Source organism: Mangrovactinospora gilvigrisea (assembly GCF_001879105.1).
Lineage (GTDB): Bacteria > Actinomycetota > Actinomycetes > Streptomycetales > Streptomycetaceae > Mangrovactinospora > Mangrovactinospora gilvigrisea.
Genome location: NZ_MLCF01000090.1, coordinates 1 through 11,407 on the forward strand (window position 1 = coordinate 1; position 11,407 = coordinate 11,407).

The 11,407-nt window shown below is 71.7% G+C and carries 14 protein-coding genes, 2 tRNA genes and 1 pseudogene; 6 read left to right on the forward strand and 11 right to left on the reverse strand.

Annotated features, from left to right (window positions below; translation table 11 throughout):
* Positions 1-43 precede the first annotated feature (43 nt).
* The 4 genes from BIV57_RS16240 to BIV57_RS16255 form a co-directional block, all read right to left on the reverse strand.
* Entirely contained in the window at positions 44-367 is a 324-nt protein-coding gene (locus tag BIV57_RS16240; protein ID WP_071657540.1) for an SMR family transporter, read from the reverse strand.
* A 15-nt stretch (positions 368-382) separates the two neighbouring features.
* Entirely contained in the window at positions 383-1,837 is a 1,455-nt protein-coding gene (locus tag BIV57_RS16245; RefSeq protein ID WP_071657541.1) for an MFS transporter, read from the reverse strand.
* A gap of 131 nt (positions 1,838-1,968) precedes the next feature.
* Positions 1,969-2,427, reverse strand: a complete 459-nt coding sequence (locus tag BIV57_RS16250) for a magnetosome magnetite crystal formation protein family (protein ID WP_071657542.1) — start codon at positions 2,425-2,427, stop codon at positions 1,969-1,971.
* A 161-nt stretch (positions 2,428-2,588) separates the two neighbouring features.
* On the reverse strand, positions 2,589-3,440 hold the full coding sequence (locus BIV57_RS16255; RefSeq protein ID WP_079170381.1) for a glycosyltransferase family 2 protein: 852 nt from the start codon (positions 3,438-3,440) through the stop codon (positions 2,589-2,591).
* A 133-nt stretch (positions 3,441-3,573) separates the two neighbouring features.
* On the opposite strand from BIV57_RS16255, the gene BIV57_RS26120 reads away from it, so the two are divergent.
* On the forward strand, positions 3,574-4,368 hold the full coding sequence (locus BIV57_RS26120) for a class I SAM-dependent methyltransferase (protein WP_071657544.1): 795 nt from the start codon (positions 3,574-3,576) through the stop codon (positions 4,366-4,368).
* Between the two features lie 13 nt (positions 4,369-4,381).
* Here the strand turns inward: BIV57_RS26120 and BIV57_RS16265 are convergent, their stop codons facing one another.
* Positions 4,382-4,966 (reverse strand): pyridoxamine 5'-phosphate oxidase family protein, encoded by a 585-nt coding sequence (locus tag BIV57_RS16265; RefSeq protein ID WP_071657545.1) that lies wholly within the window; start codon positions 4,964-4,966, stop codon positions 4,382-4,384.
* A gap of 96 nt (positions 4,967-5,062) precedes the next feature.
* On the opposite strand from BIV57_RS16265, the gene BIV57_RS16270 reads away from it, so the two are divergent.
* The 3 genes from BIV57_RS16270 to BIV57_RS16280 all read left to right on the forward strand — a co-directional run bounded on the left by BIV57_RS16270 (position 5,063) and on the right by BIV57_RS16280 (position 6,114).
* Positions 5,063-5,827 (forward strand): polysaccharide deacetylase family protein, encoded by a 765-nt coding sequence (locus tag BIV57_RS16270; RefSeq protein ID WP_071657546.1) that lies wholly within the window; start codon positions 5,063-5,065, stop codon positions 5,825-5,827.
* A gap of 76 nt (positions 5,828-5,903) precedes the next feature.
* Positions 5,904-5,978 (forward strand) — tRNA-Asp (locus BIV57_RS16275).
* A 62-nt stretch (positions 5,979-6,040) separates the two neighbouring features.
* Positions 6,041-6,114, forward strand: a tRNA-Phe gene (locus BIV57_RS16280).
* Between the two features lie 30 nt (positions 6,115-6,144).
* On the opposite strand, the gene BIV57_RS26125 is transcribed toward BIV57_RS16280, so the two are convergent.
* The 3 genes from BIV57_RS26125 to BIV57_RS16295 all read right to left on the reverse strand — a co-directional run bounded on the left by BIV57_RS26125 (position 6,145) and on the right by BIV57_RS16295 (position 7,647).
* Positions 6,145-6,666, reverse strand: coding sequence for a site-specific integrase (locus BIV57_RS26125; RefSeq protein WP_071657547.1), 522 nt, complete (start codon positions 6,664-6,666; stop codon positions 6,145-6,147).
* Between the two features lie 313 nt (positions 6,667-6,979).
* A complete protein-coding gene (locus BIV57_RS16290; protein ID WP_071657548.1) occupies positions 6,980-7,387 on the reverse strand; it encodes a hypothetical protein in 408 nt (135 codons plus the stop codon).
* The gene (locus BIV57_RS16295) at positions 7,384-7,647 is read right to left on the reverse strand and encodes a hypothetical protein (RefSeq protein WP_071657549.1); all 264 of its coding nucleotides are present in this window, start codon (positions 7,645-7,647) and stop codon (positions 7,384-7,386) included. The genes BIV57_RS16290 and BIV57_RS16295 overlap by 4 nt, the downstream gene beginning before the upstream one ends.
* A 238-nt stretch (positions 7,648-7,885) precedes the next feature.
* Between BIV57_RS16295 and BIV57_RS16300 the strand changes: the two genes are divergently transcribed.
* Complete coding sequence (locus tag BIV57_RS16300; RefSeq protein WP_071657550.1) at positions 7,886-8,587, forward strand: VC0807 family protein; 702 nt, start codon at positions 7,886-7,888, stop codon at positions 8,585-8,587.
* Positions 8,588-8,867: 280 nt separating this feature from the next.
* Positions 8,868-9,584 (forward strand): DUF4232 domain-containing protein, encoded by a 717-nt coding sequence (locus BIV57_RS16305; RefSeq protein WP_071657551.1) that lies wholly within the window; start codon positions 8,868-8,870, stop codon positions 9,582-9,584.
* Here the strand turns inward: BIV57_RS16305 and BIV57_RS16310 are convergent.
* The 3 genes and pseudogenes from BIV57_RS16310 to BIV57_RS25260 all read right to left on the reverse strand — a co-directional run.
* Positions 9,572-9,960, reverse strand: a pseudogene (locus BIV57_RS16310) (MFS transporter); the annotation flags it as partial. The gene BIV57_RS16305 and the pseudogene BIV57_RS16310 sit on opposite strands and share 13 nt — an antisense overlap.
* Before the next feature lie 310 nt (positions 9,961-10,270).
* A complete protein-coding gene (locus tag BIV57_RS16315) occupies positions 10,271-10,639 on the reverse strand; it encodes a hypothetical protein (RefSeq protein ID WP_071657552.1) in 369 nt (122 codons plus the stop codon).
* Positions 10,640-10,760: 121 nt separating this feature from the next.
* The coding region (locus BIV57_RS25260; protein WP_071657553.1) for a VC0807 family protein at positions 10,761-11,407 on the reverse strand (647 nt) is incomplete at its 5' end.

An 11,407-nucleotide genomic window follows, 5' to 3' on the forward strand; every position in this document is an offset into this window, starting at 1 on the left:
GGGCGGAGGGGCGGAGGGGCGGCAACAGGCCACCACGCGCAGGCTAGTGCGCCCCGCCGAGGTTGAGCAGCACCACACCCGCCACCACCAGCACCAGCCCCGCCACCGACACCACCGTCAGCTTCTCCCCCAGGAAAAGCACCCCGATCAGCACGATCAACGTCGTCCCCAGCGCCGACCACAGCGCATAGCCGACCCCCACCTTCATCCCCGCCGAGATCGCCCGCGCCAGCAGCACGAACGCCACCAGGTAGCACGCCACGCACCCCGCCGTCGGCCACACCCGGGTGAACCCCTGCGTGCTCTTCAGCAGGCTCGTCCCTATCACCTCGGTGACGATCGCCCCCGCCAGCAGCACATACGGCATCGCGCGCCCTCTCCCTCAACCTCTCGCGGACAGCGGCGTGGCCACATCCTCCAGCGACTTCCCCTCGGCATCCACGCCGAACAGCGCCGCGACCACTCCGCCCACGATCATCACACCCGCCCCGAGCAGATACCCGAGGAAGAGCCGCTCGCGGTGCGAACCGTCCCCGATCAGCGCCCCGAAGATGTACGGCCCGGACGAGCCCACCAGCTGCCCGATGGAGAAGAAGATCGCGATCGCCTTGCCGCGGATCTCCAGCGGGAACACCTCGCCGGCCGTCAGATACCCCGCCGACGCGCCCGCCGACGCCGCGAAGAAGATCACGCACCACGCCACCGTCTGCGTCGCCGCACTCAGCACGTCCAGCTGGAACAGGTACGCGGTCAACGCCAGCGCCACCCCGGAGAAGAGGTACGACCCGGAGATCATCTTCCGCCGCCCGACCGTGTCGAAGAGCGGACCGAGCACGATCGGCCCGAGCAGGTTCCCCACCGCGAACGCGATCAGGTACAGCGGCGCCGAGTTCTCCGACACCCCGTAGTACCGGGTCAGCACCAGCGTGTAGGTGAAGAAGATCGCGTTGTAGAGGAAGGACTGAGTGATCATCAGCGACGCGGCCAGCACGCACCGCGTCGGGTACTCCCGCAGCATCACCCGGAACGCCCGGAGGTAGCCGGTCTGCGGCGCCTCCTTCAGCTCGATCGCCGCCGAGTCGGGCACCGGATCCAGCGTGTGCCCGGTCCGCTCGACGTCCGCCTCCATCTCCCGGATGGACGCCTCCGCCTCGGCCTCCCGCCCGTGCATCGCCAGCCAGCGCGGCGACTCCGGCAGCGTCCGCCGCACGAAGAGCACCACCACCCCGAGCGCCGGGCCGAGCAGGAAGCCCAGCCGCCACGCCAGGTTGTGGTTCAGCTCCGAGAGCAGCACCAGCTCGATCAGCGTGCCCAGGATGGAGCCCGCCCAGTAGGTGGAGTTGACGCCCAGGTCCGTCCGGCCGCGGTACTTCGCCGGCACCATCTCCTGGATCGCCGAGTTGATCGCCGCGTACTCGCCGCCGATGCCCGTGCCCGCCACGAACCGGGTGGCGTACAGATACAGGTTCCAGCCCGTTCCCTGACCGAACGTCAGCGCCGTCAGGCCACTGCCGATCAGGTAGATCCCGAACGTCATGATGAAGAGCTTCCGGCGCCCCAGCCGGTCCGAGAGCCGGCCGAAGAAGAGCGCCCCGACGACCTGCCCCACCAGGTATACCGTGGCGATCAGCCCGGCCTCCGAGGAGCTCAGCGCCAGCGTGTCCTGCTCGGTCAGCACCGAGGTGACGGAGCTGGCGACGGTGATCTCCAGGCCGTCCAGGATCCAGGCGGCGCCCAGCGCGGCCACCATCCTGGTGTGGAACCGCGTCCACGGCATCCGGTCGATCCGCGCCGGGATGGTGCTGCGGACGACCTGCGCGGAGCCGGCGTCGCTCATGGGTGCGGGGGCCTTCCTGGGAGGCGGTCAGGACAACCCCTCACCCTAGGATCGGCACCCCCGCGCCCGCCGCGCCACGCCCACCGTCGTGTGACGCCCCGTCAACCCGCCGTGACCGGCTCACCCCTGGGTCAGAAGGGGCGGCTGAGCACCAGCATGGGGTAGCGCGCCTCCCGCCCGGACGCCGCCCGCCGCGCCTGGCGCAGCACCGCCCACACCCCGAAGACCGCGTCCGCGGCGAGCGCCGCGCCGGCCGCGGGCACGCCCCAGCTCCGGAAGGCGTCCCCGAAGTCCCCCTCGACGCCGCGCAGCACCAGCACGCCCAGCGCCAGCCCGACCACCAGCCGCTCCGCCTGGAAGGCGAAGGCCGCACCGGCGTGCCGGTCGGCGAAGCCGCCGTCCGCCTCGTCCCGCTCGCCGGCCCGGGCGACCAGCGGCGGCACCAGCACCACCGGGGCGAGCACCGCCCCCAGCCCGCCGGTGACGAGCGCCACCAGCGCCACCCCGGCGGCGGTCAGCAGCGGCACCACATGGGCGTAGGAGCTCATCGAGAACATCGAACGGCGGACGGGCGCGGGGTGGCGGGGCATCGGGGGCACCTCCCAAGGAGCGCGATCACAGGTCGGACGTCACGTGCAGGACGCCACAGCCGAGACACCACAGCCAAGACGCCCCGGACATGACCTCACAGGCAGAACCCCACCACCCTAGGACCGGCCGCCCCCGGCCCACCCGGGCCCAAAGTCACCGCTCAGACCACCGGGGGCCGTCCCAGCCGTGTCATCCGCCACACCGTCGACCAGCGCATCGGCCGCCGCTCGCCGCACGGCGTCCGCACGCCCTCGGCGAACCCGCCCGCCCAGGCGCGCAGCCCCGACGCGGAACGGGTGCGGGCCAGCGTCAGCCCCGCCCACACCCCCAGATGGACGGGGACCAGCACGGCGGGCAGCCGCCGCCGCGCCAGCCACACCCGGTTGCGCGCGGTGTTGCGGTAGTAGACCGCGTGCCGGGCCGGCGAGGTGCGGGGGTGCTGGAGCACCGCGTCCGGCTCGTAGCGGATCGTCCAACCGGCGTCGAGCGCCCGCCAGGAGAGGTCCGACTCCTCGTGGCCGAAGAAGAACTCGGCCGGCCAGTCGCCGATCTGCTCCAGCATCGGGACGGAGAAGGCGTGCCCGCCGCCGAGGAAGTGCGTCACCGGCCCGGCCTTCATCGGGTCGGTGGCCCGCAGCCGGGGGATGTGGCGGCGCTGGGTGTGGCCGGTCTCGTCGGCGATCCGGAAGGCCAGCACGCCGAGCGTCGGCTCCGCGGCGAAGCGCTCCCGCACCAGCCGGAAGACGCCGGCGTGCGGCAGCAGCCCGTCGTCGTCCAACTCGACGATCACATCGACGGCGTCGTCCGGCGTCGCGGGGGAGCGCAGCCGACGCATCGCCACATTGCGGCCGCCGGGGCAGCCCAGGTTGGTCTCGGTGCGGACCGCCTCCGCCCACTCCGGCAGCGGGCCCGGATCGGCGCCGTTGCCGACCACCACCACCCGCTCGGCGGGCGCGTCCTGACGCTCCACCGACGCCAGCAGCGCGGCCAGTTCCTTCGGCCGCGTCCCCATGGTGACGATCACCACTCCCAGCCTCGGCGCCTGCGCCACGACCGCACCTCCGTCTTCTCGGGTGCTGCGACCCTATGCCCGACCGCCGTGATCTACTGCCGTCCGGACGTCCCACCCGACGGAGGCACCCGCCATGGCCACCCCCTCCTCCACCCCTTCCCCCGCCACCCCGGACCGCGCGGCCTCCTTCGGCCTCGTCGCCGAGGACTACGGCCGGCTCCGCCCGGCGCCGCAGGACGAGGCGATCGACTGGATGCTCCCGGAGCACCCGTCGGCCGTCCTCGACCTGGCGGCCGGCGCCGGCACCCTCACCACGCTGCTGCCCTCCCGCGTCCCCGAGGTGCACGCGGTCGAGCCGGACGACCGGATGCGCGCGGTGCTCGCCGCACGCCTCCCGGACGCGGATGTCCGCGCCGGCACCGCGGAGGCGATCCCGCTGCCGGACGCGTCCGTGGACGCGGTGATCGTCGCCTCCGCCTGGCACTGGTTCGACACCGACCGGGCCGTCCCGGAGATCGCCCGCGTGCTGCGGCCCGGCGGCCGGCTGGGCATCGTCTGGAACGGCATCGACAGCGGCGTCGACTGGGTGGGCCGCTGGTCGAGCCGGCTCGGCGACTCCGGCGGCCGGCCCGCCGGCCCGGGCCACTTCGCCCGCCGCGGCGAGCTGCTGCGCGCGGCGCTGGAGACCCCGGGCTCGCCCTTCGGCGCGCTGGAGCACGCCGCCTTCACCACCACCCGCCGCACCACCCCGACCGACGCGGCGGCGCTGCTCGGCACCTACAGCCGCGTCATCCTGCTGCCCGCCGAGGAGCGCCGGGCGCTGCAGGACCGCGCGCGCCAGGCGCTCTGCGCGGAACACGGCATCGGCCCGGACGACGCCTTCGACCTCCCGTTCCGCGCCCTCACCTGGCGGACGACCCGCCGCTAGGCCGCCTCCTCCGTCAGCCGCGCGGCGGGAGCGGCAGCGGCAGCGCCGGGAGGCCGTCGATGCTGCTGCCGTTGAACTCCTTCTTCTCGCAGTAGGCGGCGAACTCCTCGTCCGTCTTCCGCCCGAAGTGCTCGGCGTGCAGGGTGCGTTCCTCGCGGTAGTCCATGAACGGCACCGCATAGCCGCAGGTGTCGCTGATCATCTCGGCCTCGACGACCACCACGCAGCGCAGCGCGGGCCCGTCCGCGTCGCCGAAGCGTGCCACCAGCTCCTCGAAGCCGGGGTCGTCCCGGAAGACCGGTCGGCCCCGGCCGTGCACCCGGACGATCTTCGGCGGTCCGGTGAAGGCGCACCACATCAGGGTGATCCGCCCGTTCCCGGGCTCCCTGAGGTGCGCGAGGGTCTCGGCGTGGCTGCCGCCGAAGTCCAGGAAGGCCAGCGTCCGCTCGTCGAGCACCGCCAGCGTCCCGGCGCGGCCCTTGGGTGACAGGTTGACGTGCCCGTCCCCCGACAGCGGCGCACTGGCCACGAAGAAGACGGGCTGCTCCTCGATGAACGCCCGCAGCCGGCCCTCGATCCGCTCATAGCTCTTCCCCATACCCCCATCCAACCAGCAGCCCCACTATCCACCTCAGGTATACACCGCATGTATAGTCCGCGTGTATACATCGATGACCTGGGGTGACGCACCATCATGAAGCGATCCGCAACGATTCGCGCCGGCATAGCCGGGGCCGCCGCCGCGACCCTCGCGGTCCTTGCCACGGGCTGCACGACCTACGACACCACCACCCCCGCGGACGCCCGCAAGGCCACCTCCTCGGACGCCGCCGTCCCCGCCGGCCAGCCGGACTGCCGCAGGCTCAAGTGCGTCGCCCTCACCTTCGACGCCGGCCCCAGCGCCAACACCCCGAAGCTGCTCCAGGTGCTGCGCGCGAAGCACACCCACGCGACGTTCTTCATGCTCGGCAAGAACCACGTCATGAAGCACCCCGAGACGGTGCGCGCGATGGCCGCCGGCGGGCACGAACTGGCCAACCACACCTGGTCCCACAAGATCCTGACCAAGATCCCCGAGGCGGAGGCGCGCCGCGAGATCGAGCGCACCGAGATCGCGGTGCAGCGCATCACCGGCACCCGCCCCACCCTGATGCGCCCCCCGCAGGGCCGCACCAACCAGAAGGTCATCGACCTCTGCAAGAAGCTCGGCGTCTCCCAGGTGCTGTGGAGCGTGACGGCCAAGGACTACGCCACCACCGACTCCGCACTGATCCGCAAGCGCGTCCTGGAGCAGGTGAAGCCGAACGGCATCATCCTGCTGCACGACCTCTACAAGGGCACCGTCCCGGCCGTCCCCGGCATCCTCGACGACCTCCACAGGCGCGGCTACACGGTCGTCACCGTCGGCCAGCTGCTCGCCCCGGCGAAGCCGCTCCCCGGCACCGTCTACAAGCCCTGACCCCCGCGGCCGTTAACCGGTCCGAGGCACCCCCTCCGCTCTGATACGCTTTTCCAGCGACAACACGCCGCACCAAGGTCCTGTGGAGCAGCTAGGAGTGCTCGCCACCCTGTCAAGGTGGAGGCCGCGGGTTCAAATCCCGTCAGGACCGCTGGCCCCCTGATGCTTCGCCTCAGGGGTTGCCCGACTGGGGGCTCCGCCCCCAGACCCCCGGGCCAGGTAGCTCAGTTGGTACGAGCGTCCGCCTGAAAAGCGGAAGGTCGCCGGTTCGACCCCGGCCCTGGCCACAGCGCTGAACAGCGAAAACGCCCCGGATGTCATGGACATCCGGGGCGTTTTGCCGCTACGGCGTCCACGGCCGGTCGCCGTCCCCCCGCCTTGTGCCCGGCGATCGTCCGCACCGTGTGCGGCGACACCCCGAGATCCAGCAGCAGCGAGACGCAGGTGTGCCGCAGATCGTGGAACGGGCACAGCAGCCCGGCGCGCTTCCGCAGCGGGTACCAGCTGCGCCCCAGGTTGTCCGGGTCGATCGGCGTGCCGAGTTGGGTGGTGAACACCAGCCCGTAGCCGTTCCACACCTTCCCGGCCGCGTCCCGGTACCGTCGACCAGCCGCCCCGTCGGTGTGCTGCTGACGGGTCGCCAGCAGCAGCACTCCACCCGACCGCAGGAGCCGGTGGGCCCGGCGCAGCAGCCCGACCAGGACGGCGTCACCGATCGACGGCGCGAGCCCGGGCGTCAGTTCGGCCAACAGCACGGCCGGTCCAGGCGCACCGGGCAGTTGCTCCCCGATCCGGACGGTGCAGGCGCGGACGGACACCCCGGCCTTGAGGTCGGGCATCAGGGTGTGCCAGATCGGCCCGGGCCGTCCGGTGGCGGCGTGGGCGGGAGCGTATTCAAGCCGTACCCGGGCAACGGCGAGCGGTCGGGAGCGGAGACGGTGTCGGGCTCGGGCTCGGGCTCGGGCTCGGGCAGCCACACCGTGGTGGGCACATCAAGACCACGGGTGCGGTAACGCTGGTCCATTCGTCGATGCGCGTCCGGAACTCCGCCGCGCATCCGGGCTGACGTCTCTATCGGAGATCGCAAGAGGCCCGAATTGTCGCCACCACACCCGGCCGATCCGTCCCACCCTGCGTGCTGGCGTCAGACGATCAGAGACCGACGACGCGCACCCGCGCGCCCACCCCGTCGCCGAGCAGCACCGTCAGGTCCTCGGGGTCGGACGTCAGCAGCGTCACGTTCCCATGGGACAGTCGCACCGCGAGCGCAGCCAACACCGCGGCGATGGCGTACTTGTGACCGTGCAGGCCCGCGCGGGTCAGCACCGTGTGCGCCCACCTGCCGTCCTCCGGCAGCACCGGCTCCACCCGCAACCGGGACAGCACGAAGGAAACGCGCGACGGGTGGATGCGCGGGCCGGCGGCCTCCACCACGGTCATCGCACTAGTGCAGACGGCGGCGTCCGCGCGGCGGGCGGCGGCGATCCGGGCCGTCATGGCCCGTTCGTCGCGCAGCAGACGGGAGAGCGCTTCGCTGTCGAGCAGCAGGGTGTGGTTCATGCGGCGGCGGTGTCGCCGTGCGCCTCGCCGAACAGCTCCGCCTCGGCCGCTCGGATCTCCTCCTCCGGGATCCTGCCGTGCCGAGCCTCATGGTCGGCGATCAGCTGGTCCAGGTCCTCCATGTGGACGCGGTGCTCCACCGCCTCGCGCACATAGCGGGAGAACTCCCGCTTGCCGCCCGCACGCTCGCGGACGGTGGAGATGAGGTTCTCCGGCAGGGAGACGGACACGCCGCGAGCGGCGTCGGGGGCTTCGGACATGCCCCCAGTTTAACAAATAGTTTGCTAAATGGCAGGCCGGTGGCCGAGTGCTCCGCCCCCTCGACGGCGGAGTGCGGGAGACGCATCGTGGTGCAGGACGCGCGGGGGTGGGTCTGGCCCCACCCCCGCTCGGCACCTGGACCCAATCCCCCCACCGCCAGCGGTCCGTAGCGTCGAAGACACCAGGAACCGACGCCCACCGGGGCACCGGCCCGGGAACCCAAAGGGGAGACCGAAGATGACCGCGGTGGACATGGCAACACTCGGCGCGACCGGCAGCAAGGCCCAGCAGACGGCCGACCGCACCAAGGGCGCGTCGAACAAACTGATGCTGCAGAGCCTGGGATTGAACGTCGCCGCCCCGCTCGCCGTCTTCTACGGCCTGCGCGGCGCCGGGGTCAGCCTGTGGTGGGCGGTGGCCGCCAGCGCCGTCCCGCCGCTGATCGAGGCCGCGCTGACGGTGCTGCGGGAGAGGCGGATCGGGTTCCTCGGCGCCCTGGTGATCAGCATGGTGGCGCTGGGAGCGGGCCTGTCCGCGGTCACCGGCAGCCCCCGGTTCATGTTCGCCAAGGACGGCTGGATGACCGGCATCGTCGGCCTGGTCTTCCTCCTCTCCCTCCGCAGCAAGCCGGTGATCCACCGGATCCTCGCCTCGGTCACCAAGGGCGAGCGCCGCGCCCAGCTGGAGCACAACTGGACCGCCTCGCCGACCTTCCGCCGCCTGATGCAGACCCTCACCGCCGTGTGGGGCACCGGCCTGCTCCTGGACGCCGGCGTGCGCGTCGCCCTTGCCTACACCCTCCCCATCGACTCGGTGATGCTCTGGACCACCCTCCAGTACGTCATCCTCTTCGTCGGCCTGGAGGTCTTCTCCCGCCGCTACGGCCGCCGCCCGACCCGCCTCGCCACCATCAAGACCGAGGCCCAGAACGCAGCCTGACGAACCCCAACCCGACCGGCGCCGAGGAGCGATCCCGCTCCTCGGCGCCGGCACGTGCGGCGTGGTCGGCGCCGCCGGCTTCATCGGGCACGCACTGGACATGGTGCGAGTGCCGCAGGGGTTACGTCGCCGGATGGCAGCAGGACCTTGTGTGCGCGGGGTGTTGGTGGGACGTGAGTGAGGCGTTTCCGCAGCGTCAGCGCGGGCGGCAACAGTAGTACCCACACCGCGGGAACGACCGAAGACAACTCCCGCACCCACACCACAGGGGAACCCCACCATGCGCACCTCCCGGATCCGCATCGCCGCCCTCACCACCGTCACCGCCGCCCTCGCCCTCGGCCTCACCGCCTGCGGCGGCGCCGACAGCACCGGCGGCGTCAAGGCCTCCGGCAGCGGCAACATCTCCGCCACCTCCCCCAAGGACCAGCCCGCCTCCAACGGCATCGGCGGCGACGGAACCGGCGGCGCGCAGCAGGCCAGCAACGGCAACAAGAGCACCAGCGGCGGCAACGGGACCGCGAAGAGCACCCCCACCCCCGCACCCACCAAGGCCACCACCCCCACCGGCACCGGCGACTCCACCCAGGCCTGCCAGGGCGACGGAATGCTCGTCACCTCCGTCCACCAGCTCGCCGGGCAGCAGGGCGACCACCTCCTGGTCACCGCCTCCAACGCCGGCAACACCCCCTGCTGGATCACCTCCTACCCCGACATCAAGCTCAACGACGCCGGCACCCCCCTGCCCCACTCCACCAAGGACGCCATCAGCGGCAACGTCCACATCGTCCTCCAGCCCGGACAGAAGGCCTACAGCGCCGTCAACCTCTTCGACTACGGCACCAACAACCAGTCCGGCACCTCCTTCTCCGTCGCCCTGCGCGACACCGACGGCACCGCCGGCCCCTACTACTCCGTCGACTCCACCGGCACCAAGTTCACCTGGAACCAAGCCGACGTCCTCAACTGGAACCTCCAGAAGCCCTACAACTTCTGAACCGCAACAGGGTCCTTGGTGACGCTGCCGTGCTGCTCGTCCTCGGGACGTCCCCGCTTGGGCAGCAGGAAGGTGATCGCGAGGAACGCCACCAGCGGACATGCCTGGACGATCAGCGCGCGTTGGAAGCCGCCGGTGAACGCACCGGTCTTGGCCTGGGCGAAGAAGACGGATCCGAAGACGGCGACGCCGATGGATCCGCCGACTGCCTGCGCGGCCGACAGCACACGCCGGAGGCGGAACCGATCTCGTCGTCGTCGACCGCGGCGAGGATGAAGCTGAACAGGGCGGCGATCACCATGCCCGCTCCGATGCCCGCCACCGTGATGCCGGGGGCGATGTCCCAGACCGAGAACGAGGCGGAGCCGAGGCCGTCCGAGTTCGGAGGCGGCCATCTCGCGGTCGACGGCCTTCTGCTGACGTCTGGCGTCGAGCACGGTGCGGCGTGCAGTATGCGCCCGTCCCCGTCCGGCGTAGGGCCGAACGGGGACGGCGCGCGCCCGGCAGATCCCCCACCACCCTGCCGGGCGATGGAACGGTGGCGCAGGGGCCGCTCACGGCACCCGCGATCATTCTGCTCGGCTGCGGTAAGAGCAGCGCTAGGCAGAGCTCTAGATCAACTGAGTATCCGTCAAAGAACGCTCCAAGTCCGCAGGTCGGACACGGCACCCATGCCCGACGGCACGTCAGATCATCAGGGAGCGGGCAATGTTCCGCAGCCGCGCCCGGCTCATGGCGAGGTCGGCCCTGCGGTCCAGCGTCAGGTGCAGGAACACGCCCTGCCGGTCGCGGTTGGCGACGGGCAGGATGACGTCGATCCGGTCCGTCAGGGTGACGACGATGTCCTCCAGCGCGTCGGCGCCGTACCCGAACGCACGGATCGCGTCCAGCTTCGCGCGCAGGACGTCGGTGTCCATCGTCGCAATCACCTTCGGGGTGGCGTCCGAGGCGGCGCCCGCACTGGCCAGCGGCATCCGGGCGTAGTAGTCCACCAGGACGGCCCCCTGTGCGCCGTCGATGGCCATCGCCTCGGCCACGGCCTGACGCGGCGTCATCGACACTCACCCCCCCCCAAGAGGCACCACGGCGCCTGGGGCTGCGACCGGCCCCGACCGCTGACGACAGTTCGGGAGGAACGTTACCCAATCGCCCCCACCTCGGGCGGTCGATCCTCGGTCAGGCGCTCTGCTCGGCAGGGGCGACGGCCATCGCGGACTCGGCCTTCACCAGCTTCTCGATGCGGTCGGCGAACGGGTTGGCGGCCAGGACGGCCAGGACGATCGCGCCGATGATGAAGAAGGAGTGCAGCCAGGCCATCACATGGACGGGCAGGACGAATGCGCACACCACGCGAGCCACGCACTCGAAGAGCAGCGCCAGGCCCCACACCAGGGAGAAGCCCCTCTCCGCGGCGCGGAAGGCGGGGCTCGCGCCGGCGGTGCCGGCAGCGAGCCGGTCCCAGGCTGCCAGCAGGCCGGCCTTGCCCTTGACCGTCATCGGCTTGAGCCCGGCCGTCATCAGCGGGCTGCGGCCCGCGAACGCCGAGACGATCACGGCGATGCCGAACACCGAGCTGAGGACGCCGTCCTTGGCGAACATGAACCGGGCGTTGCCGGTCAGCAGGCTGGTCGAGATGCCGACCACGTTGGTGACGACCATCAGCGCGGCCAGCCCGTTGAAGCGGCGCTGCCGGACGGCGGACCACAGCGCCGAGGCCAGCGGCGGAATGCCGGAGACGGTCAGGGCGGCGACGGTGCTCAGGCCCAGGTGCTTGAGCAGGAAGTAGCCGACCAGGGGGACGGCGACGTCCACCAGCAGCGGCT

Bases quoted from the DNA above. Each gene is read 5' to 3' on its own strand.
- BIV57_RS16300 (WP_071657550.1), top strand. From the start codon at position 7,886: ATGACCGCGGTGGACATGGCAACACTCGGCGCGACCGGCAGCAAGGCC.
- BIV57_RS16265 (WP_071657545.1), bottom strand. From the start codon at position 4,966: ATGGGGAAGAGCTATGAGCGGATCGAGGGCCGGCTGCGGGCGTTCATC.
- BIV57_RS16305 (WP_071657551.1), top strand. From the start codon at position 8,868: ATGCGCACCTCCCGGATCCGCATCGCCGCCCTCACCACCGTCACCGCC.
- BIV57_RS16255 (WP_079170381.1), bottom strand. From the start codon at position 3,440: ATGGGGACGCGGCCGAAGGAACTGGCCGCGCTGCTGGCGTCGGTGGAG.
- BIV57_RS16240 (WP_071657540.1), bottom strand. From the start codon at position 367: ATGCCGTATGTGCTGCTGGCGGGGGCGATCGTCACCGAGGTGATAGGG.
- BIV57_RS16270 (WP_071657546.1), top strand. From the start codon at position 5,063: ATGAAGCGATCCGCAACGATTCGCGCCGGCATAGCCGGGGCCGCCGCC.
- BIV57_RS26125 (WP_071657547.1), bottom strand. From the start codon at position 6,666: ATGCCCGACCTCAAGGCCGGGGTGTCCGTCCGCGCCTGCACCGTCCGG.
- BIV57_RS16290 (WP_071657548.1), bottom strand. From the start codon at position 7,387: ATGAACCACACCCTGCTGCTCGACAGCGAAGCGCTCTCCCGTCTGCTG.
- BIV57_RS16245 (WP_071657541.1), bottom strand. From the start codon at position 1,837: ATGAGCGACGCCGGCTCCGCGCAGGTCGTCCGCAGCACCATCCCGGCG.
- BIV57_RS26120 (WP_071657544.1), top strand. From the start codon at position 3,574: ATGGCCACCCCCTCCTCCACCCCTTCCCCCGCCACCCCGGACCGCGCG.
- BIV57_RS16315 (WP_071657552.1), bottom strand. From the start codon at position 10,639: ATGACGCCGCGTCAGGCCGTGGCCGAGGCGATGGCCATCGACGGCGCA.
- BIV57_RS16250 (WP_071657542.1), bottom strand. From the start codon at position 2,427: ATGCCCCGCCACCCCGCGCCCGTCCGCCGTTCGATGTTCTCGATGAGC.
- BIV57_RS16295 (WP_071657549.1), bottom strand. From the start codon at position 7,647: ATGTCCGAAGCCCCCGACGCCGCTCGCGGCGTGTCCGTCTCCCTGCCG.